This is a genomic window from Curtobacterium sp. AB7, from assembly GCF_044909335.1.
Classification (GTDB): Bacteria; Actinomycetota; Actinomycetes; order Actinomycetales; family Microbacteriaceae; genus Curtobacterium.
Genome location: NZ_JBIYED010000013.1, coordinates 21493 through 46958, shown reverse-complemented (window position 1 = coordinate 46958; position 25466 = coordinate 21493). Strand labels below are relative to the sequence as shown.

The following is a 25466-nucleotide window of genomic DNA, read 5'->3' as shown; positions in this document are numbered from 1 at the left end:
TGCGACGCGCGGTCCACCTCCATCCTGGCGGAAAACGCCGCGTGACGGGGCCTCGGCTATCGTGTGGGGACACGTGCCGACCCGGCACCACCCGCACGCCACACGGAGTCCACATCACATGACACCGCGCATCCTCGTCGTCGACGACGACCAGGCCCTCGCCGAGATGATCGGCATCGTCCTCCGCTCGGAGGGCTACGAACCCGAGTTCAGCGCTGACGGCAACGACGCCGTCGACGCGTTCCACAGCACGAAGCCGGACCTCGTCCTGCTCGACGTGATGCTCCCGGGCATCGACGGCATCGAGGTCTGCAAGCGCATCCGTGCCGAGAGCGGCACGCCGATCATCATGCTCACCGCCAAGAGCGACACCGCCGACGTCGTCCTCGGCCTCGAGAACGGTGCCGACGACTACGTCGTCAAGCCGTTCAACCCGAAGGAGCTCGTCGCCCGCATCCGCACGCGGCTGCGGCCGAGCGCCACCGACGCCACCGTGCTGCACGTCGGTGACGTGACCGTCGACGTCGCCGGGCACGAGGTCCGCCGCGGCGACACCGTCATCGCGCTCACCCCGCTCGAGTTCGACCTGCTCCGCGCGCTCGCCGAGAAGCCGAACCAGGTCTTCACCCGCGAGATGCTGCTCGAGCAGGTCTGGGGCTACCACTACAAGGCCGACACCCGCCTGGTGAACGTGCACGTCCAGCGCCTGCGCGCGAAGATCGAGCACGACCCGGACAACCCGAAGACCGTCACCACGGTCCGCGGCGTCGGGTACCGGGCCGGAGGAGCCTGACCACCGTGCCGCCCGCCCCGCCCGCCGGCACCGCTCCCGGCACGGCAGCCGGTGCCGCCCCCGGCACGGCCACCGTGTCGATCGGGGTGGTCGGCCGCGGCCGACGACGGATGCGCCGCTGGGTCCGTCGTGGCTGGCGGCCCGTCGCGTACGTGTGGCGTCGGTCCCTGATGTTCCGCTCGGTCGCCATCACCGTGATGACGACCGGACTGGCGGTCGGGATCATCGGTACGGCCGTCATGGTGAGCATCTCGACGAACGTCTACTCGCAGCGCCGCGACCAGATCGAGTCGGAGTCGGCCCGCGCGACCATCGTCGCGCAGGGGATCTTCGACGCCGCCACCGCTGCCGAGGACAACAACCAGTCCGAGCTCGAGACGCTGCAGAACGAGGCGCAGCAGGCGATCCTGTCGAACACGACGAGCCCCGGCGGCACGAGCATCGCGATCGAGCGGAGCCCGGACCAGTCCACCCCGCAGACGCTGCAGACCATCGCGAGCCAGGACTTCCCGGACGCCGTCATCACGGACGCCCTGCGCAAGGAGGTCGGCGCGAACACCGGCAAGCTCAGCCTGCAGCCGGTGCAGCTCGACGACGACGGCCGCCGCGTGCCCGGGCTGGCCGTCGGCTCGACGCTGCAGATCCCGAGCGCCGGCCAGTACGAGCTGTACCTGGTCTACGACCTGTCCGATGCCCAGCAGACCCTCGACTTCGTGTCGCAGACGCTCTCGATCGGCGGCGTCGCGCTCATGGTGCTCATCGCCCTGGTGACGTCACTCGTGGTCCGGTTGGTCGTCGTCCCGATCCGCGAGGCGGCGGAGACGAGCCGCAAGATCGCCGCCGGCCGCCTCGACGAACGCATCCCGGTGCGCGGCCAGGACGACCTGGCGACCCTCGCGCGGAGCTTCAACGGCATGGCCGAGGCGGTCAGCCGGCAGATCACCCAGCTCGCCGAGCTCTCGCGCGTGCAGCAGCGCTTCGTGTCCGACGTGTCCCACGAGCTACGCACGCCGCTCACCACCATCCGGCTCGCCGGCGACATGCTCTTCGACTCGCGGCACGCGTTCGAGCCCTCGGTCGGGCGCTCGGCCGAGCTCCTGCACGCCCAGGTGGAGCGGTTCGAGCTGCTGCTCGCCGACCTGCTCGAGATCTCCCGCTACGACGCGCAGGCGGTGCAGCTCGACACCGAGCCGTCGGTGCCGGCGGCGCTCGCCGCGGACATCGTCGAGGAGTTCCGCCCCCTGGCCGAACGCGCCGGCATCGACCTGCAGCTCGCCACACCCGGTGGCCACACCACGATGCGGCTCGACGCCAAGCGCGTCCGCCGCATCCTGCGCAACCTGGTCGGCAACGCGATCGAGCACGGTGACGCCAAGCCCGTCCAGGTCGTCGTCGACAGCGACGCCCGCACGGTCGCCATCGCGGTGCGCGACCAGGGCGTCGGCATGCCGCCGGAGGACGCAGCACGGGTGTTCGACCGGTTCTGGCGTGCCGACCCGAGCCGCAAGCGCACCATCGGCGGCACCGGCCTCGGTCTCGCGATCAGCCTGGGCGACGCGAAGCTGCACGGCGGTCGGATCGACGTGTGGTCGCGTCCCGGTCAGGGGTCGACCTTCGTGCTCACCCTGCCGCGCAACGAACAGGTCACCGCCGCGACGTCGGCGATCCCACTGCCCGAGCTCGACGAGTCGTACGACGGCCCCCGCGCCGTGCGAGAGGAGTCCTGATGCGCCCCAGTCTCCGTCCCCGCTTCCGGCACGTCGTCGCCGCGGCACTGGCGGCGGTCAGTGTGCTGGCGATCACCGCCTGCGCCGCCATCCCCGTCGACGGTGCGGTCCGCACCGGGCAGACGATCAAGGACGAGTCGCTCTCCGGCGTCGACTTCCGGCCGGACAAGCCGATCACGGGCTCCGACCAGACGGCGATCCTGCGCGGGTTCATCGCGGCGGCCACCGGTGCGCAGGACAACTACGCCATCGCCCGCCAGTTCCTCGCCTCGGACTTCTCGCAGCAGTGGAACCCGCGGCAGGGCGTCACGATCCGCGACGGCAGCGGCACCGTCGAGCGCGCCGACGACCGCGAGCTGACGTACACGCTCACCGCGAGTGCGACGGTCGACTCCGAGGGGGAGTACACCCAGGCGGTCCGCCCGACCTCGTCCACGCTGACGTTTCAGTTCACCCGCGAGGACGGCGAGTGGCGCATCGCCTACGCCCCGGACGGCATCATCCTGTCCCCGGTGAGCTTCGACTCCGTCTTCCAGCAGCACGCCCTGTACTTCTACGACCCGACGTTCCGGTTCCTCGTGCCCGACGAGCGATGGTTCCTCGCCCGCTCGTCCACCAGCACCCGCATCGCCAGCGCCCTGATGGCCGGTCCCGCCGACTGGCTGAAGGGCGCCGTGGTCTCGTCGTTCCCCGAGGGCACCCAGCTCTCCCTGAACGCGGTCACCATCGACAGCGGCACGGCACTCGTCGACCTGTCCAGCGACGCCCTGCGCGCCAGTACCGTCGACCGCGTCCGGATGCGCGAGCAGCTGAGCAAGTCGCTCGCCTCGGTCGCCACCATCTCGTCGGTGTCGATGACCATCGAGGGTGCGAGCCTGTCCGTGCCCGACTCGAGCGGGGCGAACGCGCAGCAGAACCCGGACGTCGACCCCCGCCCCCTCGTCGACGAGGACGGTGTGGTCGGCTACGCGGCCTCGGGCACCGGCAAGGTCTCGAAGCTCGGCGGCGGCGTCGGTGACACCGTGGCCGGCCTCGACCCGACCTCGATCTCGCTCTCCGCCTCCGGCACCACGGCCGCCGTCGGCAACCGCGACGGTGCCGTCGTCGTCCGCGGCGACGATCACCTGCGCGTCGACGCCCGCGCGGACCTGGTCGCCCCCGCGATCGACGACCTCGGGTTCGTCTGGGTCGGCCAGTCGTCGGACACCCGCCGGATCACCGCCTACGGCCTCGGCGGCGACCCGCACCAGGTCGCGACGTCGTTGCCGCGCGGCGACCTCGTGTCGTTCCAGGTGTCCCGCGACTCGACCCGGGCACTCGCCCTGATCCAGACCGCCGACGGTCCCGGCCTGTACGTGATGGCGATCATCCGCGGGTCCGACCGGTCCCCGACGTCGTTCGGCGCAGCCGTCCGCGTGCAGGCGGCCACCGGCGACGCGGTCGGGGCGACGTGGGTGAGCGACACCGACGTGGCGTCGGTCGGGCAGACCACGGCCGGGCCGAACGTCGTCCGGACCACCATCGGCGGGCAGTCGAGCACCCTGCCGAAGCCCGACGGCCGCGCGACCTCGATCAGCGGTGGGAGCGGCGGCGCACTGCTGCTCCGGATGTCGAGCGGGTCGGTGCTGCAGTCCACCGGCGGCGGCTGGGACACCACCGGCGTGACCGCGGACGTGCTCGGCGTCCAGCGCTGACGGCGCGGTCACCCCTCCACACCCACACCGGCCGGGAGGCCCGCCCACCGTCCGCTCCGTCGGCCCACGCCCGCCGTCCGGTCGCCATCACACTCGTCGCATGCGTACCGAGGACCCGCCCACCGAGGACCCGCCCACCGCGGGCCCCCTCACGCCGTGGCGTGACGCGGCGCTCGCGGTGCTCGGTCTGGTCCTGCCGGTGGAGTGCCTGGGCTGCGGACGCCCCGACCGTGCGCTCTGCCGGACCTGCCGTGCCGCCCTGGCCGCACGCCCGCGTCGGGTCCGACTCGTCGCGGGCGTGCGGCTCGACGCCGCCTTCGAGTACGAGGGACTCGTCCGCACCCTGCTGCTCGAGCTGAAGCTCCGCGGCCGGGTGGACGTCGCTCGGCCGATCGCCGCCCGCTTCGGCTCGCTCGTGCGTGCCGCGCTCGCCGAGGCGCCCGTCGGCACCGTCGTGCTGCGGGTCCCGCCGTCGCGCGCGGGGGCACGGCGCCGGGGGTTCGACCCCGTGGTGCTGCTGCTCGCCCGCGGTGGCGTCCGCGGCACCGGGCGGCTCCGGCGGGTGCTGGTCCAGGGCGGGGCGGCGAGCGGTGGACCGGGCCAGAAGGAGCGGACGGCGATCGAGCGGGTCGCCGCGACCGTCGGCACGCTGCGGGCGTGCGGGGTCGACGGACGGGACGTGGTGCTCGTGGACGACGTCGTGACGACGGGCGTCACGATGGCCGAGGGGGTGCGGGCGGTCCGCGCCGCGGGCGGCCGGGTCGTCCGGTGCGTGGCCGTCGCGAGCGTCGAGGACTGACGGATCGATGAACACCGGGTGACCGCTGTGCGTCCGGTGGGTGTCCTGCGGACTCGCCGACGCACCGTGACGTCGGAGCTGCGGCGGGTCTAGCCTCGCGGCAAGGCGTTCGGGTTCGCCGGATGGAGGCGACGCGCCGAAGCTCGATGGGAGCCGCGACATGGACGTGACGATCACAGGCCGGAACGTCGGGGTCACCGACCGATTCCGCACCTACGTCGAACAGAAGTCCGAGAAGATCGACGTGCTCGCTGACCGTGCGCTCGCCTTCGAGGTGCGCATCAGCCGCCACCACGAGAAGTCCGGCGGCAGCCAGGGCGAGGACCGCATCGAGCTGACGCTCATCGGTCCGGGGCCCCTCGTGCGGGCGGAGTCCGCCGCGTCCGACAAGTACGCGGCCTTCGACCTCGCCTTCGCCCGCATCATGGAACGGCTGCGTCGTGCTCGTGACCGGCGCAAGGTGCACCACGGTCGTCACCGCCCGACTTCGGTGGCCGAGGCAGCCGGCAGTGGCTTCGACGGCATGGGGGTGGTCCCCGCCGACGGCCGACTCATCGAGGACGTCGCCACCGGCGCGGTCCCGGTCGTCGACGCCGACGCACCGGAGGACGAGGACGACGAGGTCTACAGCCCCGTGGTCATCCGGCACAAGGTCTTCGAGGCCGCCCCGATGACCGTCGACGACGCCCTGTACTTCATGGAACTCGTCGGCCACGACTTCTACCTGTTCGTGGACGCCGAGACCCGCCGCCCGAGCGTCGTCTACCGACGCAAGGGCTGGGACTACGGGGTGATCGGCATCGACGACCAGACCGGAGTCACGGCCGCGGCGGACGCCGAGCCGACCGCCGCGCTCGCCTGACGCGATCGCTCCGGACTACGTCCGACCCGGTGTGCGCGGTCCGTTCGCGGGCCGCGCACACCGCTGCCCCCACACCGACGGCCCTCACAGCGCTCGGCACCGGGGGGTTGCTAGCATGACTGGTCGATCGGGCGCGCAGGTCGCGCACGACGACCCCGTAAGGAGCTCACGTGGCAAACGTGCTGGAGAAGGTCCTCCGCATCGGCGAAGGACGCACCGTCCGCCGGCTGAAGGCGTACGCCTCGGCGATCAACGACCTCGAGGACGACTTCTCGAGCCTCACCGACGAGGAACTCCAGGACGAGACGAAGGAGCTGCGCGAGCGGTACGCCAACGGCGAGACCCTCGACGACCTGCTCCCCGAGGCGTTCGCCGCCGTGCGGGAGGCAGCGAAGCGCACCCTCGGCATGCGGCACTTCGACGTGCAGCTCATGGGCGGGGCGGCCCTGCACCTCGGCAACATCGCCGAGATGAAGACCGGTGAGGGCAAGACCCTCGTCGCGACCACGGCGGCCTACCTCAACGCGATCCCGTCGCGCGGCGTGCACGTCATCACGGTCAACGACTACCTGGCGTCGTACCAGTCCGAGATCATGGGTCGGGTCTTCCGCGCCCTCGGCATGACGACCGGCTGCATCATCGCGAACCAGACGCCTGCCGAGCGCCGCGAGCAGTACGCGGCGGACATCACCTACGGCACGAACAACGAGTTCGGCTTCGACTACCTGCGCGACAACATGGCGTGGCAGGCCTCCGACATGGTGCAGCGCGGCCACTTCTTCGCCGTCGTCGACGAGGTCGACTCGATCCTCATCGACGAGGCGCGCACGCCGCTCATCATCTCCGGCCCGTCCTCGGGCGAGGCCAACCGGTGGTTCACGGAGTTCGCCTCGATCGCCAAGCGCCTGACCCCGGGCGAGGACTACGAGGTCGACGAGAAGAAGCGCACCGTCGGCGTGCTCGAGCCCGGCATCGAGAAGGTCGAGGACTACCTCGGCATCGACAACCTGTACGAGTCGGCGAACACCCCGCTCATCTCGTTCCTCAACAACTCCATCAAGGCCGTCGCCCTCTTCAAGCGCGACAAGGACTACGTCGTGATGAACGGCGAGGTGCTCATCGTCGACGAGCACACCGGCCGCATCCTGATGGGCCGTCGCTACAACGAGGGCATCCACCAGGCGATCGAGGCGAAGGAGAACGTCGAGGTCAAGGCGGAGAACCAGACCCTCGCCACGGTCACGCTGCAGAACTACTTCCGGCTGTACCAGAAGCTCTCCGGCATGACCGGTACCGCTGAGACCGAAGCGGCCGAGTTCATGTCGACCTACAAGCTCGGCGTGGTCCCGATCCCGACGAACAAGCCGATGCAGCGCATCGACCAGACCGACCTGGTCTACAAGAACGAGAAGTCGAAGTTCGAGCAGGTCGCCGAGGACATCGCCGAGCGCCACGAGCAGGGTCAGCCCGTCCTCGTCGGCACCACGAGCGTCGAGAAGTCCGAGTACCTGTCGAAGCTCCTCGCCAAGAAGGGCGTGAAGCACGAGGTCCTCAACGCGAAGAACCACGCGCGTGAAGCCGCGATCGTCGCCCAGGCCGGTCGCCTCGGTGCCGTCACCGTCGCGACGAACATGGCCGGCCGAGGCACCGACATCATGCTCGGCGGCAACTCCGAGTTCCTCGCGGTGCAGGAGATGCACGCCAAGGGCCTGTCCCCGACCGAGACCCCGGACGAGTACGAAGCCGAGTGGGACGAGGTCTTCGCCCGTGTCAAGGCCGAGGTCGAGGTCGAGGGCGACAAGGTCCGCGAGGCCGGTGGGCTCTACGTCCTCGGCACCGAGCGCCACGAGTCGCGCCGCATCGACAACCAGCTGCGCGGTCGTTCCGGTCGTCAGGGTGACCCGGGCGAGAGCCGGTTCTACCTGTCGCTCACCGACGACCTGATGCGCCTGTTCAACTCCGGTGCCGCCGAGAGCCTCATGGGTCGCTCGAACGTGCCGGACGACCTGGCCATCGAGAACAAGCTCGTCGGTCGCGCGATCCGTTCCGCCCAGGCGCAGGTCGAGGGCCGGAACGCCGAGATCCGCAAGAACGTCCTGAAGTACGACGACGTCCTGAACCGGCAGCGCGAGGCGATCTACAGCGACCGCCGCCACATCCTCGAGGGCGACGACCTGCACGACCGCGCGCAGTCGTTCCTCAAGGCGGTCATCGACGACGTGATCGACACCCACACCGGTGAGGGCTCGCCGGACGACTGGGACCTCGACGCCATGTGGACCGAGCTCGGCACGCTCTACCCGATCTCGATTTCCATCGACGAGGTCATCACCGAGGCCGGCTCGAAGGGCAAGGCGTCGCGTGAGTTCCTCGGCCGTGAGATCCTCTCCGACGCCAAGCTGGCGTACTCCACGCGTGAGGAGCTCCTCGGCGACGAGGCGATGCGCGAGCTCGAGCGTCGTGTCGTCCTGTCGGTGATCGACCGCCGCTGGCGCGACCACCTGTACGAGATGGATTACCTCAAGGACGGCATCGGCCTCCGCGCGATGGCGCAGCGTGACCCGCTCGTCGAGTACCAGCGCGAGGGCTACGCGCTGTTCCAGACGATGATGGGCCAGATCCGCGAGGAGTCGGTCGGCTACCTGTTCAACCTCGAGGTCCAGGTGCAGTCCGACGGCGAGAACGCCGTCATCGAGGCCAAGGGTCTCGGCGAGGACGAGGTCTCCGGCCTCGAGTACTCGGCACCGTCGATCGATGGTGAGGTCGAGGTGCGCGACGAGAAGGGCCGCCTCGAGCAGGCCGCCACGGCGCGCGCGCAGCAGGCCCAGGCCGAGGCCGAAGCTGCTGCCGAGCCTGAGCAGGGCTCCGCGTTCGGCAACGCGGCCACGGCCTCCGGCCAGGCCGCCGCGGCCGGCAACCGTGCCGAGCGTCGTCAGGCGTCGAAGAAGTAGTCCGCGTGCGCGACAGCGCATCGTGAGCAGCAATGGTCGGGTCCCGCCTCGGGACCCGACCATTGCTGCTCACCAAGCGCGCCGACCGACGGACGGGAGGCCCGTGGCCACGTCGCCACGGGCCTCCCGTCCGCGTCGGGCACCTACAGGACGCCGATCGCGGTCGCCCGCCACCTGCCGTCCCGCGTCTCCAACCGCATCGCCACGGCGCGTGCGTGAGAGCGCGTGTGGACGACGACGGTCGCCTCGGCGACGCCATCGGCGGGCCGACAGACGAGCACGCTGCCGACCTGCAGCACCGGGCGGCTCCGTGGCCGTCGGCGCACCGATCGGGCGTGCGCGGCCACGGCTGCACGTTGTTGCAGGTGTCGGTGGACGTCGTCGGTGATCCAGCGGGCGATGCTGTCGACCTCGCGGGCCCCGGTCAGGACCTCGGCGACGCACAGTCCCAGGGCGCGTGCGGTGTCCGCCGGGTCCGGTGGATCGTTCGCCGGTTCTTCGACCGGCTCTGGTTCGACGATCGTGAGCGGCGGCGAGTGCGCCGTCGTCGTCGTGTGGTCGATCCGGCGTGCCTGCTCCGCCACCCCTGCCCCTTCCGTTGCTGGAGCGAGCGTATGGGGCGTGCAACATGAGAAATACGAAGGCGCTGATGCTGTGGAGAGGACGACGTTCTCCACAAGTCGGCGCACCTAGACTGGCTGGGTGTCGACCCTCAGTGACCTCGTCCTCGCGCAAGGCCGTTCCTCCGAAGCCGACGTGGAGTGGCTCCACCTGCTCGTGGGGGACTGGCAGCTCCTCGCCGACCTGTCCTTCGCTGACATGGTCCTGTGGGTGCCCACCGCCGAGGACGGCTCGTTCGTCGCCGTGGCACACGCCCGTCCGAGCTCCGCGGCCACGCTGTTCTACCGCGACATCGTCGGGCAGGAGATCCGCGAGGAGTGGCGCGGCCAGGTGACCGAGAGCTTCGCCGGGTCCCGTGTCGTCGACTCCGCCGAGCCCGACTGGTACGAGGACACCCCCACCCGGGTCCGTGCGATCCCGGTGCTGCGGCGCCTCAGCGCCAAGACCGCGGAGACCACCGAGCGGCCGATCGCCGTCGTCACGCGGCACTCCAACCAGGACGAGATGCGGACGCCGAGCCGTCAGGAACTGAACTTCACCGCGAGTGCGAACGACCTGTTCGGCATGATCGCGACGGGCGACTTCCCGGACCTCGGCGCCCCGGCCGGTCCGCGCCGCGGCGCCCCGCGCGCCAGTGACGGCCTGTTGCGCCTCGACACCGCCGGCATCGTCACCTTCGCCAGTCCGAACGGCCTGAGCGCCTTCAACCGCATGGGCTTCGAGGGGGAGCTCGAGCGGAAGTCCCTCGCCGAGGTCACCACCGAGCTCATCGGTGCGCAGCTCGACGTCGACGAGTCACTGCCCCTGGTCGTCACCGGTCGCGCTCCGTGGCGGGCCGACATCGAGTCGAAGGGCGTGACGGTGTCGCTGCGGTCGATCCCGCTCCGCGATCACGGTGACCGCATCGGTGCGATCGTGCTCTGCCGCGACGTGTCGGAGCTCCGGCACCAGGAGCGCGAGCTCATCACCAAGGACGCGACGATCCGCGAGATCCACCACCGCGTCAAGAACAACCTGCAGACGGTGGCGTCGTTGCTGCGCATCCAGGCTCGTCGCACGCACTCCGACGAGGCACGGACCTCGCTGCAGAACGCCATGCGCCGGGTGGCAGCCATCGCGGTCGTGCACGACACGCTGTCGAGCGGCCTGAGCCAGACGGTCGACTTCGACGACGTCTTCGACTCGGTGCTCAAGCTCGTCACCGAGGTCGCCGCGTCGCACAACACGACCGTGCACCCGAAGAAGACCGGCGAGTTCGGGGTGCTGCCGTCCGAGGCTGCCACGCCGCTCGCACTCGGGCTCACCGAGCTCGTCACGAACGCCGTCGAGCACGGGTTGGACGGCCGCGACGGTGAGGTCGAGATCGTCGCCCGCCGGTTCGACGACCACCTGGAGATCGAGGTCCGCGACAACGGCGTGGGTCTGCCCGAGGGGAAGGTCGGCTCGGGTCTCGGCACCCAGATCGTCCGCACGCTCATCCAGGGCGAGCTCGGCGGCACGATCGACTGGCACACCCTGACCGGCAGCGGCACCGAGGTGACGATCACCATCCCGTTCCGCTGGCTGACTGCCCCGGCCTAGCCCGCGCGCCGCGCCGTGCCGTGCCGTGCCCGCGGGAGTTGCGCGTCGGGTTCGCGCCCGCTCACGGGCATTGCGCCCCGGCTCTTCGGGGCGCAATGCCCCTGCGGGGGCGCGCATGGGCACCCCGCTTCTCCGAGGCACCCGCCTTCGCGCCCGCTCGTGAGGTTCCGAGATCTGCGCATCTCGGCGTGCGATCGCGCGAGTTGGGGAACCTCGACGGTCGGCGCGCGGCATGTTGTGGAACCCCGAGGACCAGCGCACGGCGTGCCGCCCCGCCCCGCCCCGCGCAGCGGCTGCCGCCCACGCGCACGACGACGCCCGCCGCCCCCGGAGGGACGACGGGCGTCGGTGTGTCCTGCGGGGACCGGCCCGGGTCAGGAAGCGCGGCGGGCGCGGGCGGCGCGACGCTTCAGCGCACGACGCTCGTCCTCGCTGAGGCCACCCCAGACACCGGAGTCCTGGTTGTTCTCGAGTGCGTACTGCAGGCACATCTCGGTGACCGTGCAGCGCGCACAGACCGACTTGGCCTTCTCGATCTGATCGACGGCGGGCCCGGTGTTCCCGACGGGGAAGAAGAGCTCGGGGTCCGCGGTGAGGCAAGCTGCCTTGTCACGCCAGTCCATGTGTGGTGCTCCTTGATGTCGATGCTCGAACGGCAGGCCGGGGCCGGGGTTCGGGGGATCGGAACGCTGACCATGCATGAGGCATGAGGGGACAACTGTGGGGAGGAGTCCGCTGGAAGCGAGTCTGACGCCCGCGTGACGCTCGGGGGAGGAGCGACGAACCACGGGAGACGCACACCACATCGTGCCGTCCAAACGACCTCGAATATCGTTCCATACTGGTAGGGGCAAATCAAGGGTTCCGATGCTGGAGGATCACTGTGCACGATGACGACCCGACCGCGGTCGACCGTCCTGAGCGACGCTCACGCGCGCTGATCGGCCTGCTGGTGGTGGTCGGCCTCGAGTTCGCGGCGCTCGTCGTGGTCACGGTCGTCCTGGTCGTCGAGCTGATCGTCGCGCCGGCGTCGAGCCTGGCCTCCGGGATCGCGCTGACGATCCTGTCGGCCGTCGCGGCGCTCTGGCTCGGTGCGCTCCTGAACGGCCTGTGGAAGCGGCGCGCCTGGGTGCGCTCGGGGATCATCGTCTGGCAGGTCCTGCAGGGGGCGATCGCGATCGGCGCGTTCCAGGGTGTCTTCCGTGAGCCGGCGGTGGGCTGGGTCCTGCTGATCCCCGCACTGCTCGGCATCACGTTCGTGCTGTCGCGGTCGGTGACGGCCGCCCTCGCGCGTCCGGCCGAGTAGACGCGACCGAAAGACGGACGGGAGGCCCGTGGCGACGCCGCCACGGGCCTCCCGTCCGCCTTGTGGGCCGGTCCTCAGACCAGGCCGAGCTTTTTCCGCAGGCTCGCCACGTGTCCGGTCGCCTTGACGTTGTAGAGCGGCAGCTGCACGCTGCCGTCCTCGTCGACCACGATGGTGGAGCGGATCGTGCCGGTCACGATCTTGCCGTAGTTGTTCTTCTCACCCCACGCGGCGTAGGCCTTGTGCACCGCCAGGTCGGGGTCGCTCAGCAGCGGGAACGTGAGTGCCTGCTCGTGCTGGAAGGTCTTGAGTTTCGCCTGTTCGTCCTTCGAGACGCCGAGCACCTCGTAGCCGGCTGCCTGCAGCGACGACATGTTGTCGCGGAAGTCGCAGGCCTCGGTGGTGCAGCCGGGGGTGGACGCGGCCGGGTAGAAGTACACGATGACCTTCTTGCCCTGCAGTGCGGCGAGCGAGTGTTCGACGCCGTCCTGGTCCGGCAGCGTGAAGTCGGGGGCGGTGTCGCCGGCGGCGAGACGGTCGGTCATGGTGCTCCTGTTCGTTCCGTGCCCACGAGTGGTCGTGAGCGCGCAGAACCCATGCTATTGTTGATTCCCGTTGCGGCACGGAAGCCGGAACATGCACCTCTAGCTCAATTGGCAGAGCAACTGACTCTTAATCAGTGGGTTCTCGGTTCAAGTCCGAGGGGGTGCACCACAACCACGAAGGCCCCGACTCATCGAGTCGGGGCCTTCGTGCGTTCCGGGGGTGTGCACGAGTTCCCAGCGAGACACGCCCGAGGTGCTTCCGGCGGTCGAATTCAGTCGGCGGCGACGTCGACGATCCGTTCCACGCCGACCACGAGGTCGACGGCGCCGGCGGAGGCCGCTGCGAGGTCGGCGGTCAGGGTCGCGAGCGCATCGGCCGGCACCCAGACCTCGAACGTCGCCGCGCGTCCGTACGTCGTCGCACCGAGGGTCGCGTGGTGGTGCCGGACCCAGTCGCGCAGGACGTTGTCGAGCCGGCCGGCCTCGGCGTGCGGGGCGTCGAAGCGGACCTGCGTGAGCGCTTCGCGCCGGACGAGCGCGGCGGTGTCGAGGGCTTCGGAGACCGAGGTCGAGTAGGCGCGGACGAGTCCGCCGGCGCCGAGCTTCACGCCGCCGAAGTAGCGCGTCACGACGGCGACCACGTCGGTGAGGTCGCGGCGTCGGAGCACCTCGAGCATCGGCACGCCCGCCGTGCCCGATGGTTCGCCGTCGTCCGACGACCGGGCCTGGTCGCCGAGCGTGCCGGTGACCATCGCGGTGCAGTTGTGCCGGGCGTCCCAGTGGCGGCGCTTCACCTCGGCGACGACCCGCTCGGCGTCCGCGACGTCCGACACGGGCGCGACCGTGGTGATGAACCGCGACTTCGTGATGACGATCTCGTGCTGGACCGGGTCGGCGATCGTGGCGGGGAAGCTGCGGGCCATGCCCACGAGGCTAACGGCGTGCACCGTGTCCGCCGCGCTACGATGTCGTGCACGCACGGCTGGGGAGGAGTCCGACATGGAGACCGGTGATCCGAGGGGCGGAGTCCTGGACGCCGCCGAACTCGCACGGCGCATCAACCTGCTCCTCGACTTCGAGGAGTCCCAGCGTGGTGCCCCGGTGCCGTTCGCCTCGATCGAGGAGTACGTCGCCGCCCGCGGCGGTTCGCTCTCGCGGGCGAAGTGGACCTACATGCTCTCGGGCGACGGCCGACGCAACCGCGACACCGAGCTCCTGCGGCTCCTCGCCGGGTACTTCGAGGTCGACGAGCGCTTCCTGCTCGAGGACAGCGACGTCCCCGAGCGCATCGGCGCCCAGCTCGCCCTCGTCCGCTCCCTGCGCTCCGCCCGCGTGAGCGGGTTCGCTGCACGCACGTTCCCCGGCGAGCTCTCACCCGAGGCGCTGCGGCGCATCGCCGAGGTGCTCGAGGAGGAGTCACAGCGCGGGAGCGTGGCGTGACCGACCCGCTGCTCGAGTCCTTCTGGGCACGCGGTGCGGTCGAGGGGTGGTCCGACGTCGATCAGGCCGTCGCCGCCGCGGCGGTCGTCGTGGACAAGCCCATCGTCGTCCGCGAAGAGGCGTTCCTGGCGACGGAGCCCGTGTGCGGCTTCGTCGCGACGCTCGAGCACGCCCACCTGATCATGATCTCGCCGACCGCGTCGCCGACCTTCCGGGCGTTCGTCATCGGCCACGAGCTCGGACACGTCCTGCACCGGCACCAGGAGCATGCGCCGCAGTCGGCCTACATCCGCGACGTCATCCCGGACCTGCCCGAGTACAAGGTCGAGCGGGCGCTGGCGCGGGGGATGTTCTCGAACGCGTACGAGCACGAGGCCGAGGTCTTCGCCGACGCGCTCGCGACGCTCATCCGGCGGCACCGCGGCCGCCCGAGCGCCTTCCGCGGGGTCTTCGGGTGATCGTCGCCGTCGTCCAGGCGGTGCTGCTCATCGCCGGGACGATCGCGCTCTTCGTCCTGCAACGCGGGCAGGACCGGACCCTGGCGGTGACCTTCCTGCTCTTCGCCGGCACCATCGTCACGAACGTCGATCCGCTGTACCGGTGGCTCGACCCGTTGCTCGGCGGCTCCAACGTGGTCACCGTGGTCAGCGACTGCCTGATGGTCGCCGGCACGAGCACGCTGCTCTGGGGTGTTGCGAAGGCGGTCGGCGCTGCGCGGCCGTGGCTCCGAAACACGATCGTGGTGTCGTGCGCCGCGGTGGTGGTCGTGGTGGTGGTCGCCTTCGCGGTGCTGGACAAGCCCGCGACCACGACGACGTTCATGCTCGATGCCGGATCGCACCCGGCCGCGACCGTCTACTCGATCGCACAGACCGTGTACCTCGGGGTGGCGCTCGGCGCGACGGGCCTCATCTGCGTCCTCCGCCTGCGCGAGGCCCGGACGACGACGGACCTGGTCGGGCTGTGGGTGCTGGTGCTCGGCGGCGTGCTGGGGGTCGTCCGGATGGTCGTCGTCGTGGTCATGGACCTGGCGCACGTCCTGGGAGACCTCGACCGGATGCGCGCCCTCGCGCTGCCGTACGACGTCACGACGCCCGGCGCCGTGATCTGCGTCTCGACGGGGATGCTGCTGCTCGTCGTCGGACACCGGGTCTCGCGACGTCGGCGCACGCGGCGGGTCGACGCGGCGCTGCGACGTCTCGCGCCGCTGCACGCGCGGATCGGTGCCGACAACGCCTACCCGTCGACCGATGACCCCGCCACGCGGTTGAGCCGCGCGATCGTCGAGGTCAACGACGGGCTCCGGCGGACGCGCACGCCGTTGACCGATGCCGAGCGAGCCGTCCTCGCCGAGGCCGAATCAGCGCTCGACTCCGCGTAGCCCGAACGGGTGGCTCGACGGTCTCCCGACGCCCGTGTAGGGTTTGTAGCAAGTGCTACAGATCCTGTGGCTCGTCGGTGGGACTCGGCCGCGTTGGGGGCGGCCGAGCACCACCGACACGCGTTGTCTAGACTCGGACGGTGCTCGTCTTCGCCGCAGTCGTCCTGTTCATCGGTGCCGTCTTCAACGTCGTCACCTGGCCGCGCTTCTTCCAGCGCGTCGCGAAGGACACCCGCGCTCGGGACGCCGCGGGCAAGCCGACGACGTTCTACACGGTGCACCTCGTGCTGCTGCTCATCGCGCTCGCCATCGCCGTGGCCGCGGTCGTCGCCGGGATCCTGCTGCTGGTCTGAGCCGTTCGCCGTCGGGCGTCGCTTCAGCGCTGCTTCAGGGCGGCACGGCAGGATCGTCGCCATGCGTGTCCTGGTGGTCGATGACGAGGTGCGGCTCGCCGACGGCGTCCGTCGCGGCCTCGAGGCCGAGGGGTGGGCGGTCGACGTCGCCCACGACGGCGTCGACGGTCTGTGGCACGCCCGCGAGTTCGGCTACGACGCGATCGTCCTCGACCTGATGATGCCGGGGATGAGCGGATGGGCGGTCTGCGCCCAGCTCCGTGCCGACCAGGACTGGACGCCGGTGCTCATGCTCACCGCCAAGGACGGCGAGTGGGATCAGGTCGAGGCCCTCGACGCCGGCGCCGACGACTACGTCACGAAGCCCTTCTCGCACCCGGTCCTCGTCGCCCGGCTGCGCGCGCTCGTCCGCCGGGGTGCGCGGGAGCGTCCGGTGGTACTGACCCTCGGCGACCTGGTCGTCGACCCGGCTGCACGGACGGTGACGCGTGCGGGGACCCCCGTCGACCTGACGAGCCGGGAGTTCGCGGTGCTCGAGTACCTCGCGAGGCGTTCGGGGCAGGTGTGCTCGAAGCGCGAGGTGATCGAGAACGTCTGGGACGTCGACTTCGAGGGCGACCCGAACATCGTCGAGGTGTACGTCGGGCACCTCCGGCGCAAGCTCGACCGGCCGTTCGGACGGACGTCGCTCGAGACCGTCCGCGGAGCGGGCTACCGGCTGGCGGCCGACGGTGGCTGACCGGGGGGCGCGGCGCACGCGCCGCTTCCGGTCCGTGCGCGCGCGGACCACGCTCGGCGCCGGCCTGGTCGTGCTCGCTGCCCTGGTCGTCGGTGCCGTGGGGTTCGTCGTGGTGCTCCGCCTGGTGCTGCTCGACGGGGTGCGAACGTCCGCCGAGGCCGGACTCGAACAGGTGTCGTCGCGGGTCGAGTCCGACGGTGCCGGTGCGGTGACCGACTACGAGGACGTCCTCGTGCAGGTGGTCGGTGACGGTGGCTCGGTCCTCGCACACGGTGAGGACGCCGACGCGCCGGCCCTGCCGACCGCCGACGAGTCCCGGTGGTCGCACGACGGCGAACGCTGGCTGCTCGTCGCCGACGACGTCGACCTGCCCGGTGGGGGTGAGGCGACCCTGGTGTACGGCGTCTCCCTCGAGCAGACCGACACCGCGATCCGGACCGCCGTGGTGCTCCTCGCCGTCGGGGTGCCGGTGCTCGTCCTCGTGCTCGGGATCGTGACCTGGTCCGTGACCGGGCGGTCGTTGCGGCCGGTGGAACGGATGCGCACCGAGGTCGAGACGATCCGTGCCGCGCAGCCCGATGCCCGCGTGGTCGTGCCGGACACCGGCGACGAGATCGCCCGGCTCGCGACCACCATGAACGCCATGCTCGATCGGCTCGACCGATCCGCGGCGGGTCAGCGGCAGTTCGTGTCCGACGCCTCGCACGAGCTGCGGTCGCCGATCGCGTCCCTCCGGCAGCACGCCGACGTCGCCGTCGCGTACCCGGATCGGACCGACGTCGCCGAGTTCTCCGACGTCGTGCGATCCGAGGCCGTGCGCCTGCAGGACCTCGTCACCGGGCTGCTCGAGCTGTCACGGCTCGACGAGGGCGGCACGGGTGTCCGTCGTCCCGTGGACCTCGACGACCTCGTACTCGACGCCGTCGCGCGGGCGCGGGCGCGGGTGCCGGGTGGCGCGACCGGCGACCGTGCGATCCGGGTCGACGGTTCCGGGATCTCCGCCGCACGCGTGCTCGGCGACGAACGGCTGCTCACCGGCGTCGTCCGGAACCTCGTCGACAACGCCGTCCGGCACGCCACGTCGCGCGTCGCGGTGGCCCTCGTCGAGCAGGACGGCGCCGCGGTGCTGACCGTCGACGACGACGGCTCCGGGATCCCGGCGGCCGAGCGTGACCGGGTGTTCGAGCGGTTCGTCCGGCTCGACGAGGCCCGCAGCCGCGACGCCGGAGGTGCCGGCCTCGGTCTGGCGATCGTGCGGGACGCCGTCCGGGCGCACGGCGGCGAGGCGACGGTGGCGGACTCACCGCTCGGCGGGGCGCGGTTCGTCGTGCGCATCGCACTCGGCGGCTGAACAGGCGGCTTCAGGTCTGCTTCAGCACCCCGCCGACATGCTCGTCCCATGACCTTCAGCACCCAGCTCCAGAAGCCCTCAGCCCGCCGCATCGCCGCCCTCGCTGCCCTGCCGGTCGTGGCCGCGCTCGCCCTCACCGGCTGCTCCACCAACGGCTCGTCCGACTCGACGGCGGCGTCCTCGAAGGAATCGGCCGCGACGGGCGCCACCACCGGCACGTCGGGTGGCGCGTCCGCGACCGCCGCCTCGGCCACGTCGAACGACGCCTTGCTGGCCGCCGTCGCGACCGCACGGGGGAGCGTTGGCTCCGGCACCGTCATCTCGGTCGAGCAGGAGCAGCGCGGCAGCGCGTACGAGGTCCTCGTCGTGACGAAGGACGGCACCGAGCACGAGGTGCACACCGACGCCGCCGGCACCGGGGTGACCGGTACCCCGCAGACCGAGACCGCCGACGCCGACGACCGTGCCGAGCACGACCGGTTCGTCGCAGCGGCCGACCTCGACGTCAGCAAGGCCGTCAGCGCCTTCGAGGACCTGCACGCCGGTTCGATCACCGAGCTCGGTCTCGACGACCACCTCGGCAAGGTGGTCTGGGAGGGCGACGTCGTCGACGGATCCGGCACCAAGCACAGCGTCCGGATCGACGCCGGCTCGGGCAACGTCGTCACCGACCAGGTCGACACCGACGACTGACCCGGCGACCGGGCCGGCGACCGGCCCGACGACCGACCCGGCCGACGTCGGCGGTCAGCGGTAGACCTGGGGCATTCGACCTGGGCGTCGGCGACCTCGGGAGACACCATGACGGACCGGACCCCTCGCACCTACCCGCAGGGCGTGCCGAGCTGGATCGACGGACGACACCCGGACCCGGACGCCGCCCAGGCGTTCTACGGCGGTCTGTTCGGCTGGGACTTCGAGGAGCGCCTGCCGCCCGGTGCCGCCGGCTCGTACCGGATCGTGAGCATCGACGGACGAGAGGTCGGTGCGATCGCCTCGGGTGACGAGCCGTCGTCGTGGACGACGTACATCGCCGTGGACGACGCCGACGCGGTGGCCGCTCGGGTCGTCGAGCTCGGTGGCACCGCCGCTCCAGCGGAGGACGCCGGGCCGGGTGGGTCCGCGGGCCGCAGCGTCGACTGCGTCGATCCGCGCGGTGCGGCGTTCGGGCTCTGGCAGGCGCGCGACCGGCTCGGGTCGCAGCACATCAACGCCCCCGGCGGCTGGGTCTTCAGCGACCTCCGCTCGACCGAGCAGGAGCAGTCGATCTCGTTCTACGAGCAGCTGTTCGGCTGGCGTGTCTCCGGCATCGAGGAGGGCCCGAGCGCCATGGTCCGGCTGCCCGGCTACGGGGACCACCTCGCGGCCACCTCCGACCCCGACATCCGCGAACGGCAGATTGGGGCACCGGAGGGCTTCGCGGACGTCATCGGCGCCCTCGCCCGACTCGACGACGGGCCGGACGACTGGCACGTGTCGTTCAGCGTGGCGGATCGTGACGACGCCGCCGCACGGGTCGAGGAGCTCGGGGGGACCGTGCTCGGCACCTGGCAGGGCCCGTGGACGCGTGCGGCCGAGCTGCGGGACCCGCAGGGCGCCACGTTCCGCGTCACGCAGTTCGCCCCGGAGGGCGACGCCTGAGCGCAGCGCCCGCGGACCGTCAGCCGGTGGTGATCGGTGGTCCGAGAACCTTCTGGATCGCCAGCGCGGCGAGCTGCTCGTCCGAGGTGTCGAGCAGCACGCGGAAGGTCTCCTGCTCCGTGACGAACTCGACGCAGACGGCGTCCTCGTCGCACGGTCCGAGGCACCAACCCGAGACCGCGTCCATCGGCACGGAGACCCGCGCCTCGCGCTCGTAGTCGGTCTCGGCCTCGAGGTGGTCGGGGAACACCCGCAGGCGTCCGTACGCGCCTCGCCAGCTCAGCTGGAGATCGAGGGTGGGTGGAACAGACGCAGGGGAGACAGAGCGGTCCGGCACCCGCCGATCGTACCGACGGGTGCCGGACCCACTGCACTCGGCGCGCGACGTGCTGCGCTCCGGGGACAGATCAGACGGTGTCGTCGGACCCCTTGTGCTCGTTGCCGTCCTCGCCGTCGCGACGGACCTGGTTCGCCGGGTCACGGACGCCGATCGGGTACGGGCCGGTGACGCCCTGTCGGAGCGACGCGATGCGCAGGATGCGGTCGCGCTGCAGGAACCAGCCGACGACGAGCAGCGGGATCACGATGACGAGGGACGCGATCGTGTAGGTGCCGACGGGGTAGTCGATCGCCATCAGCACGATGACCGACGCCAGGAACGCCAGGGTGAGCCACGCGGTCACCGGGGCCCCCGGCAGCTTGAAGGACGGCTCCTTCGCCAGTCCCTGCTTCGCCCACGATCGGAGCCGCATCTGGCAGAGGATGATCGTGCCCCACGCCGTGATGATGCCGAGGCTCGCGATGTTCAGCGCGATCTCGAACGCCTGGCTCGGCACGAAGTAGTTCAGGACCACGCCGGCGACGGTGAAGCCGGCGGTGAGCAGGATGCCGGCGTACGGCACACCGCCCTTCGACATCTTGGTGGTCCACTTCGGTGCCGAACCGTTCATGCCCATCGAGTGCAGGGCGCGACCGGTCGAGTACAGACCGGCGTTGAGCGACGACAGCGCGGCCGTGAGCACGACGAAGTTCATGATGCCGCCCACGATCGACCCGACCTGCGGGTTGCCGAGCGACGAGAAGAACGTCACGAACGGGCTCTCACCCTCCTTGTACGCCGTGTACGGCAGGAGCAGGGAGAGCAGGATGATCGACCCGACGTAGAAGACGGCGATGCGGAACACGACCGAGTTGATCGCGCGGGGGATGACCTTCTCGGTGTTCTGCGTCTCACCGGACGCGGTGCCGACGAGCTCGATCGCCGCGTAGGCGAAGACGACACCCTGGATCACGATGACCGCGGGGAGCAGCCCGTTCGGGAAGAGCCCGCCGTTGTCGCCCCAGATCGAGAAGCCCGTGCGGACGGCTTCGCCGCCGGCCTCGACCGGGAACGCGAAGACGAGCCAGATGATCGCGACGACGAGGAACGCGACGAGAGCGGCGACCTTGATGAGCGCGAACCAGAACTCGAGTTCGCCGAACACCTTGACCGCGACCATGTTGGCGGCGAGCACGACGATCAGGGCGATCAACGCGAGGAGCCATTGCGGTGCGGCGGTGAACGCGGACCAGTACTGCAGGTAGATCGCGACGGCGGTGGTGTCGACGATCGAGGTCATCGCCCAGTTCAGGAAGTACATCCAGCCGGCGGCGTAGGCGAACTTCTCGCCGTAGAACTCACGCGCGTAGGAGATGAACGACCCCGACGACGGACGGTGCAGCACGAGCTCGCCGAGGGCGCGCAGGATGAAGAACGCGAAGATGCCGCAGATCAGGTAGGTCAGCGCGAGCGCGGGGCCCGCGGTGTGGAGTCGTCCACCCGCACCGAGGAAGAGTCCGGTGCCGATGGCCCCACCGATCGCGATCATCTGCAGCTGCCGGGGCTTCAGACCGTGCTGGTAGCCCTCTTGCTCGTGCGAGAAGTCGTTCGCCGGAGCACGGTTCACGCCCGTGTCGTTCTGCGCTGTCATGCGCGCCAACCTACATGCGCACGGAACCGGGGCGGCACACAAACCTCCGAACGAGCTGATCTGTAACAGGACGGTCACGATCGCGATCCCCATGTACGTGGGCGACACGCCGACGACGGGGTACAGCGGTGCCGGGATTCCGGCGGACGTCGATTGTGATCGGGGGACAGGAGACCGTTAGGTTTGAACGTCCCCACAGGCCCGACGGCCGGGGGCACGACGACCAGAACGCGTCCGCGGCCAGCAGCGCCGCAGCCGTACGGTCGGCCGGACCGGGACCGCCCCGAGCGTGGTCCCCGCGTGCGTGATCGCTCGCCCTGCGCCGTTGCGCGGGCTCGACGTGGCCGCGCGCACCGTCCCGGACGACCCGTTCGCAACCACACCGTCGCCGCACGTGCGCTCCGTCCGCCGTGGCGACGCGAGGAGCCCAGTTGTCCATCGCACCACCCCAGAGCCGGCACACCCCGTCGCCGGACCCCACCACGTCGCCGGCGGTCAGCGTCCGCGACGTCTACAAGGTGTTCGGCCGCCGACCCGCCGAGGCCGTCCGCCGTCTCGCCGCCGGTGCCACCCGCGACGAGGTCCGCGAGCAGGGTTCCGCCGCGGTCATCGACGCGTCCTTCGACGTGCGACCCGGCGAGATCTTCGTCGTCATGGGGCTGTCCGGCTCCGGCAAGTCGACCCTCATCCGGATGCTCAACGGCCTGCTCGAGCCCACCGCCGGCAGCGTCGAGATCGGCGGACGCACGGTCACCGGCGCGACGCCGAAGGGGATCCGCGACATCCGCCGGTCCAGTGTGTCGATGGTGTTCCAGCACTTCGCCCTGCTGCCGCACCGCACCGTGCTCGAGAACGTCGCGTACGGCCTCGAGGTGAACGGTGTCGACAAGACGACGCGGCTCGCGAAGGCCCGGGAGGTCATCGACCTGGTCGGCCTGGACGTCTGGGCGGACGCGAAGCCCGACGAGCTGTCGGGTGGCATGCAGCAGCGCGTCGGCATCGCCCGTGCGCTCGCCGCCGAGACCGACGTCCTGCTCATGGACGAGGCGTTCAGCGCGCTCGACCCGCTCATCCGCCGTGAGATGCAGGAGCAGCTCGTCGACCTGCAGCAGCGGCTCGGCAAGACGATCGTCTTCATCACGCACGACCTCAACGAGGCGATGTTCCTCGGCGACCGCATCGCCGTGATGCGCGACGGCCGGATCGTGCAGATCGGGTCGCCGGAGGACATCCTCACCGACCCGGCGAACGACTACGTCGCCCAGTTCGTGCAGGACGTCGACCGCGCCCGCGTGCTCACCGCCGCGAGCGTCATGGAGCCGGCCCGCGCCACCGTCCCGCTGACGGTGGGTCCTCGTGGTGCACTGCGCACCATGCGCGACCTGCAGACCGCCGCGCTCTTCGTCACCGGTCGTGGCCGGAAGCTCGAGGGCTGGGTCCGCGACCGGCACGTGATGCGCCAGGTGAAGGCCGGCGACACGAACCTCGACGCGATCGTGAACACCGAGTACGCGCGGGTCGCCCCCGACACGGCGCTGACCGACCTGTTCGAGCTCGCCGTCGAGTCGCCCCTGCCGATCGCCGTCGTCGACGACGAGCAGCGCCTGCTCGGCGTCGTCCCCCGCGTCACCCTGCTGGCCGCGCTCGGCAACGTGCCGACCGCGACGATGCCGATCCCGGTGCTCGAACCGGTCACCCGCATCTCCGACTCCGACATGGACTCGACCCTCGCCGAAGGAGACCACGCATGATCACCCCCGGTACCAACTCCTTCGGTGACTTCCACCTGCCCCTCGGCACCTGGGTCGCCGCGGTCGTCGACTGGATCACGACCTACCTGTCCGGCTTCTTCGACGTCGTCCGCTACGTGTTCACGTGGATGGACGCGTGGATGGAGTACTTCCTGTCCACCCCGCCGTTCTGGGTCGTCGTCGCGGTCCTCGTCGTGCTCGCGTTCCTGGCGAAGGGCTGGAAGCTCGCGCTCGGCGCTGCGATCGGTCTGCTGTTCATCGTCAGCGTCGGGCAGTGGACGAACGCGATGAACACCCTCGCGCTCGTCGTGGTCGCCGCCGGCCTGGCCGTGGTCCTCAGCATCCCGCTCGGGGTGTGGGCTGCCCGGTCCGACGCCGCGAGCCGGATCATCCGCCCGGTCCTGGACTTCATGCAGACGACCCCGGCGTTCGTCTACCTGATCCCGGCGCTGCTGCTGTTCCGCGTCGGCGTCGTCCCCGGCATCGTCGCGACGATCGTCTTCGCGATGGCCCCCGGGGTCCGGCTCACCGAGCTCGGCATCCGCGGGGTCCCGAGTGAGGTCGTCGAGGCCGGTGCAGCGTTCGGCTCCAGCCCGTGGCGCATCCTCCGCCAGATCCAGCTTCCGTTGGCGAAGGCCAGCATCATGGCCGGCGTCAACCAGGTCATCATGCTGTCGCTGTCGATGGTCGTCATCGCCGGCATGGTCGGCGCCGGCGGCCTCGGCGAGCAGATCGTCGCCTCGCTGAACCGCATCGACGTCGGGCTCGGCGCCGAAGCCGGCCTGTCGGTCGTGGTCCTGGCGATCCTGCTGGACCGCCTGACCGCAGCGCTCGGCGGCGACGCGAGTGGTGCCTCCCGGCCGTGGAAGCGCGGGCGGAAGCCCACCGTGACCGCGACGCCGAACGCGGCGACCGCCCAGACCGCCGCCACCACCGAAGCGGTCAGCGACCGTCAGACCGTCGACGCGTGAGGAAGGAACAGATCATGAAGCGAACCAAGCGCACCCTCGCAGCGGCCGTCCTCGCCGTCGCCACCGCCGTCGGCCTGTCCGCCTGCATGCCGCCCGGCTACTACGGGGCCTCCGGCACCGTCGACAACGGTGACCAGAAGTCGATGCACGTCGTCGTCTTCAACGGCTGGGACGAGGACACCGCCGCCAGCTACCTCTGGAAGCACGTCCTCGAGCAGAAGGGCTACGACGTCCAGCTCACCAACTCCGACGTCGCACCCGCCTACACGGGCCTCGCGTCCGGTGACTACGACGTGGTGTTCGACACCTGGCTGCCGAACACGCACAAGGAGTACATGGACACCTACGGCAAGGACCTGACGGACCTCGGCGCCTGGAACGAGCAGGCGTCGCTGGAACTGGCGGTGCCGGAGTACTCGGACGTCGACTCGATCGACGAGCTGAAGGCGCACGCGTCCGAGTTCGGCAACAAGATCATCGGCATCGAGCCCGCTGCCGGTGAGACGAAGGTCGTGTCCGAGCAGGTCATCCCGCAGTACGGCCTGGACGGCATGGACTTCATAACGAGTTCGACGCCGGCGATGCTCGCCGACCTCAAGGCCTCGATCGCGAAGAAGGAGGACGTCGTCGTGACGCTGTGGCGTCCGCACTGGGCGTACGACGCCTTCCCGATCAAGGACCTGAAGGACCCGAAGGGTGCGCTCGGCAAGAACGAGGAGATCCACACGATCGCCAAGAAGGAATTCGAGCAGGACTTCCCGCAGGCGTCGAAGTGGATGGAGGACTTCTCGATGGACTCCGACACCCTCTACTCGCTGGAGAACGCGCTCGTGAACAGCGGCGCGAAGGCCAGCGAGTACCCCGCGATCACCGAGAAGTGGGCTTCCGAGCACCAGGACTTCGTCGATTCGCTCACGTCCGGCAAGTAGTCAGCAGGTCGGACAGGAGGCCCGGTGCGCGTCGTGCGCACCGGGCCTCCGTCGCGTCCGG

At 70.6% G+C, this 25466-nt stretch carries 25 protein-coding genes and 1 tRNA gene; 20 read left to right on the top strand and 6 right to left on the bottom strand.

What is annotated here, in order from left to right; translation table 11 throughout:
* Positions 1 to 118 precede the first annotated feature (118 nt).
* From mtrA to secA, 6 genes are all read left to right on the top strand, one after another.
* The gene (gene mtrA, locus ABH929_RS17660; protein WP_123292246.1) at positions 119 to 793 is read left to right on the top strand and encodes an MtrAB system response regulator MtrA; all 675 of its coding nucleotides are present in this window, start codon (positions 119 to 121) and stop codon (positions 791 to 793) included.
* Between the two features lie 5 nt (positions 794 to 798).
* Positions 799 to 2520 (top strand): MtrAB system histidine kinase MtrB, encoded by a 1722-nt coding sequence (gene mtrB, locus ABH929_RS17655; protein ID WP_243692441.1) that lies wholly within the window; start codon positions 799 to 801, stop codon positions 2518 to 2520.
* Complete coding sequence (locus ABH929_RS17650) at positions 2520 to 4214, top strand: GerMN domain-containing protein (protein ID WP_263090983.1); 1695 nt, start codon at positions 2520 to 2522, stop codon at positions 4212 to 4214. The genes mtrB and ABH929_RS17650 overlap by 1 nt, the downstream gene beginning before the upstream one ends.
* Positions 4215 to 4314: 100 nt before the next feature.
* Entirely contained in the window at positions 4315 to 5013 is a 699-nt protein-coding gene (locus ABH929_RS17645) for a ComF family protein (protein WP_263090982.1), read from the top strand.
* A 160-nt stretch (positions 5014 to 5173) separates the two neighbouring features.
* Entirely contained in the window at positions 5174 to 5875 is a 702-nt protein-coding gene (gene hpf, locus ABH929_RS17640) for a ribosome hibernation-promoting factor, HPF/YfiA family (protein WP_263090980.1), read from the top strand.
* Positions 5876 to 6045: 170 nt separating this feature from the next.
* Positions 6046 to 8826: a preprotein translocase subunit SecA gene (gene secA, locus ABH929_RS17635; protein WP_205462665.1), complete on the top strand. Its 2781-nt coding sequence runs from the start codon at positions 6046 to 6048 to the stop codon at positions 8824 to 8826.
* Between the two features lie 143 nt (positions 8827 to 8969).
* On the opposite strand, the gene ABH929_RS17630 is transcribed toward secA, so the two are convergent.
* Positions 8970 to 9410: an Rv3235 family protein gene (locus ABH929_RS17630; RefSeq protein WP_404562145.1), complete on the bottom strand. Its 441-nt coding sequence runs from the start codon at positions 9408 to 9410 to the stop codon at positions 8970 to 8972.
* 118 nt (positions 9411 to 9528) lie between these two features.
* Between ABH929_RS17630 and ABH929_RS17625 the strand changes: the two genes are divergently transcribed.
* Positions 9529 to 11028: a sensor histidine kinase gene (locus ABH929_RS17625; protein ID WP_263090977.1), complete on the top strand. Its 1500-nt coding sequence runs from the start codon at positions 9529 to 9531 to the stop codon at positions 11026 to 11028.
* Between the two features lie 374 nt (positions 11029 to 11402).
* Here the strand turns inward: ABH929_RS17625 and ABH929_RS17620 are convergent, their stop codons facing one another.
* Positions 11403 to 11651 carry a WhiB family transcriptional regulator gene (locus tag ABH929_RS17620; RefSeq protein WP_017888820.1) on the bottom strand — a complete coding sequence of 83 codons (249 nt, stop codon included), beginning with the start codon at positions 11649 to 11651 and terminating at the stop codon, positions 11403 to 11405.
* 260 nt (positions 11652 to 11911) lie between these two features.
* Here ABH929_RS17620 and ABH929_RS17615 point away from each other — a divergent pair, with 260 nt between their 5' ends.
* On the top strand, positions 11912 to 12334 hold the full coding sequence (locus tag ABH929_RS17615; RefSeq protein ID WP_131881465.1) for a hypothetical protein: 423 nt from the start codon (positions 11912 to 11914) through the stop codon (positions 12332 to 12334).
* A gap of 74 nt (positions 12335 to 12408) precedes the next feature.
* Here ABH929_RS17615 and bcp read toward each other — a convergent pair whose 3' ends face one another.
* The gene (gene bcp / locus ABH929_RS17610) at positions 12409 to 12879 is read right to left on the bottom strand and encodes a thioredoxin-dependent thiol peroxidase (RefSeq protein ID WP_404562143.1); all 471 of its coding nucleotides are present in this window, start codon (positions 12877 to 12879) and stop codon (positions 12409 to 12411) included.
* A 93-nt stretch (positions 12880 to 12972) separates the two neighbouring features.
* On the opposite strand from bcp, the gene ABH929_RS17605 reads away from it, so the two are divergent.
* Positions 12973 to 13048: transfer RNA gene (locus ABH929_RS17605), tRNA-Lys, on the top strand.
* A gap of 103 nt (positions 13049 to 13151) precedes the next feature.
* Here ABH929_RS17605 and ABH929_RS17600 read toward each other — a convergent pair.
* On the bottom strand, positions 13152 to 13802 hold the full coding sequence (locus ABH929_RS17600; protein ID WP_276583032.1) for a YigZ family protein: 651 nt from the start codon (positions 13800 to 13802) through the stop codon (positions 13152 to 13154).
* 76 nt (positions 13803 to 13878) lie between these two features.
* Here ABH929_RS17600 and ABH929_RS17595 point away from each other — a divergent pair, with 76 nt between their 5' ends.
* The 8 genes from ABH929_RS17595 to ABH929_RS17560 all read left to right on the top strand — a co-directional run bounded on the left by ABH929_RS17595 (position 13879) and on the right by ABH929_RS17560 (position 19784).
* Positions 13879 to 14319, top strand: a complete 441-nt coding sequence (locus ABH929_RS17595; protein ID WP_205462663.1) for a hypothetical protein — start codon at positions 13879 to 13881, stop codon at positions 14317 to 14319.
* Positions 14316 to 14777 (top strand): ImmA/IrrE family metallo-endopeptidase, encoded by a 462-nt coding sequence (locus tag ABH929_RS17590; RefSeq protein ID WP_111085958.1) that lies wholly within the window; start codon positions 14316 to 14318, stop codon positions 14775 to 14777. Before ABH929_RS17595 ends, ABH929_RS17590 begins: the two co-directional genes overlap by 4 nt.
* The gene (locus ABH929_RS17585) at positions 14774 to 15700 is read left to right on the top strand and encodes a hypothetical protein (protein ID WP_404562142.1); all 927 of its coding nucleotides are present in this window, start codon (positions 14774 to 14776) and stop codon (positions 15698 to 15700) included. Before ABH929_RS17590 ends, ABH929_RS17585 begins: the two co-directional genes overlap by 4 nt.
* Positions 15701 to 15840: 140 nt before the next feature.
* Entirely contained in the window at positions 15841 to 16053 is a 213-nt protein-coding gene (locus tag ABH929_RS17580) for an SCO4848 family membrane protein (protein WP_111085956.1), read from the top strand.
* A gap of 61 nt (positions 16054 to 16114) precedes the next feature.
* On the top strand, positions 16115 to 16792 hold the full coding sequence (locus ABH929_RS17575; protein WP_263090962.1) for a response regulator transcription factor: 678 nt from the start codon (positions 16115 to 16117) through the stop codon (positions 16790 to 16792).
* Between the two features lie 34 nt (positions 16793 to 16826).
* On the top strand, positions 16827 to 18143 hold the full coding sequence (locus tag ABH929_RS17570) for a sensor histidine kinase (protein ID WP_404562141.1): 1317 nt from the start codon (positions 16827 to 16829) through the stop codon (positions 18141 to 18143).
* Between the two features lie 48 nt (positions 18144 to 18191).
* On the top strand, positions 18192 to 18836 hold the full coding sequence (locus ABH929_RS17565) for a PepSY domain-containing protein (RefSeq protein ID WP_404562140.1): 645 nt from the start codon (positions 18192 to 18194) through the stop codon (positions 18834 to 18836).
* A gap of 108 nt (positions 18837 to 18944) precedes the next feature.
* Positions 18945 to 19784, top strand: a complete 840-nt coding sequence (locus ABH929_RS17560) for a VOC family protein (RefSeq protein ID WP_404562139.1) — start codon at positions 18945 to 18947, stop codon at positions 19782 to 19784.
* Between the two features lie 19 nt (positions 19785 to 19803).
* On the opposite strand, the gene ABH929_RS17555 is transcribed toward ABH929_RS17560, so the two are convergent.
* Positions 19804 to 20121: a hypothetical protein gene (locus ABH929_RS17555; protein ID WP_404562138.1), complete on the bottom strand. Its 318-nt coding sequence runs from the start codon at positions 20119 to 20121 to the stop codon at positions 19804 to 19806.
* 70 nt (positions 20122 to 20191) lie between these two features.
* The gene (locus ABH929_RS17550) at positions 20192 to 21754 is read right to left on the bottom strand and encodes an amino acid permease (protein ID WP_205462656.1); all 1563 of its coding nucleotides are present in this window, start codon (positions 21752 to 21754) and stop codon (positions 20192 to 20194) included.
* Between the two features lie 431 nt (positions 21755 to 22185).
* Between ABH929_RS17550 and ABH929_RS17545 the strand changes: the two genes are divergently transcribed.
* From ABH929_RS17545 to ABH929_RS17535, 3 genes are read left to right on the top strand one after another with little or no spacing between them, the layout of a single operon-like run.
* A complete protein-coding gene (locus ABH929_RS17545; RefSeq protein ID WP_404562136.1) occupies positions 22186 to 23505 on the top strand; it encodes a glycine betaine/L-proline ABC transporter ATP-binding protein in 1320 nt (439 codons plus the stop codon).
* Positions 23502 to 24476 (top strand): ABC transporter permease, encoded by a 975-nt coding sequence (locus ABH929_RS17540; RefSeq protein ID WP_404562135.1) that lies wholly within the window; start codon positions 23502 to 23504, stop codon positions 24474 to 24476. The genes ABH929_RS17545 and ABH929_RS17540 overlap by 4 nt, the downstream gene beginning before the upstream one ends.
* 14 nt (positions 24477 to 24490) lie before the next feature.
* Positions 24491 to 25405, top strand: a complete 915-nt coding sequence (locus tag ABH929_RS17535) for a glycine betaine ABC transporter substrate-binding protein (protein ID WP_404562133.1) — start codon at positions 24491 to 24493, stop codon at positions 25403 to 25405.
* Positions 25406 to 25466 lie beyond the last annotated feature (61 nt).

Coding starts and splice junctions, on each gene's coding strand:
- mtrA (WP_123292246.1), top strand. CDS start 119: ATGACACCGCGCATCCTCGTCGTCGACGACGACCAGGCCCTCGCCGAG.
- ABH929_RS17650 (WP_263090983.1), top strand. CDS start 2,520: ATGCGCCCCAGTCTCCGTCCCCGCTTCCGGCACGTCGTCGCCGCGGCA.
- ABH929_RS17645 (WP_263090982.1), top strand. CDS start 4,315: ATGCGTACCGAGGACCCGCCCACCGAGGACCCGCCCACCGCGGGCCCC.
- hpf (WP_263090980.1), top strand. CDS start 5,174: ATGGACGTGACGATCACAGGCCGGAACGTCGGGGTCACCGACCGATTC.
- ABH929_RS17620 (WP_017888820.1), bottom strand. CDS start 11,651: ATGGACTGGCGTGACAAGGCAGCTTGCCTCACCGCGGACCCCGAGCTC.
- bcp (WP_404562143.1), bottom strand. CDS start 12,879: ATGACCGACCGTCTCGCCGCCGGCGACACCGCCCCCGACTTCACGCTG.
- ABH929_RS17600 (WP_276583032.1), bottom strand. CDS start 13,802: ATGGCCCGCAGCTTCCCCGCCACGATCGCCGACCCGGTCCAGCACGAG.
- ABH929_RS17595 (WP_205462663.1), top strand. CDS start 13,879: ATGGAGACCGGTGATCCGAGGGGCGGAGTCCTGGACGCCGCCGAACTC.
- ABH929_RS17575 (WP_263090962.1), top strand. CDS start 16,115: ATGCGTGTCCTGGTGGTCGATGACGAGGTGCGGCTCGCCGACGGCGTC.
- ABH929_RS17565 (WP_404562140.1), top strand. CDS start 18,192: ATGACCTTCAGCACCCAGCTCCAGAAGCCCTCAGCCCGCCGCATCGCC.
- ABH929_RS17560 (WP_404562139.1), top strand. CDS start 18,945: ATGACGGACCGGACCCCTCGCACCTACCCGCAGGGCGTGCCGAGCTGG.
- ABH929_RS17550 (WP_205462656.1), bottom strand. CDS start 21,754: ATGACAGCGCAGAACGACACGGGCGTGAACCGTGCTCCGGCGAACGAC.
- ABH929_RS17540 (WP_404562135.1), top strand. CDS start 23,502: ATGATCACCCCCGGTACCAACTCCTTCGGTGACTTCCACCTGCCCCTC.
- ABH929_RS17535 (WP_404562133.1), top strand. CDS start 24,491: ATGAAGCGAACCAAGCGCACCCTCGCAGCGGCCGTCCTCGCCGTCGCC.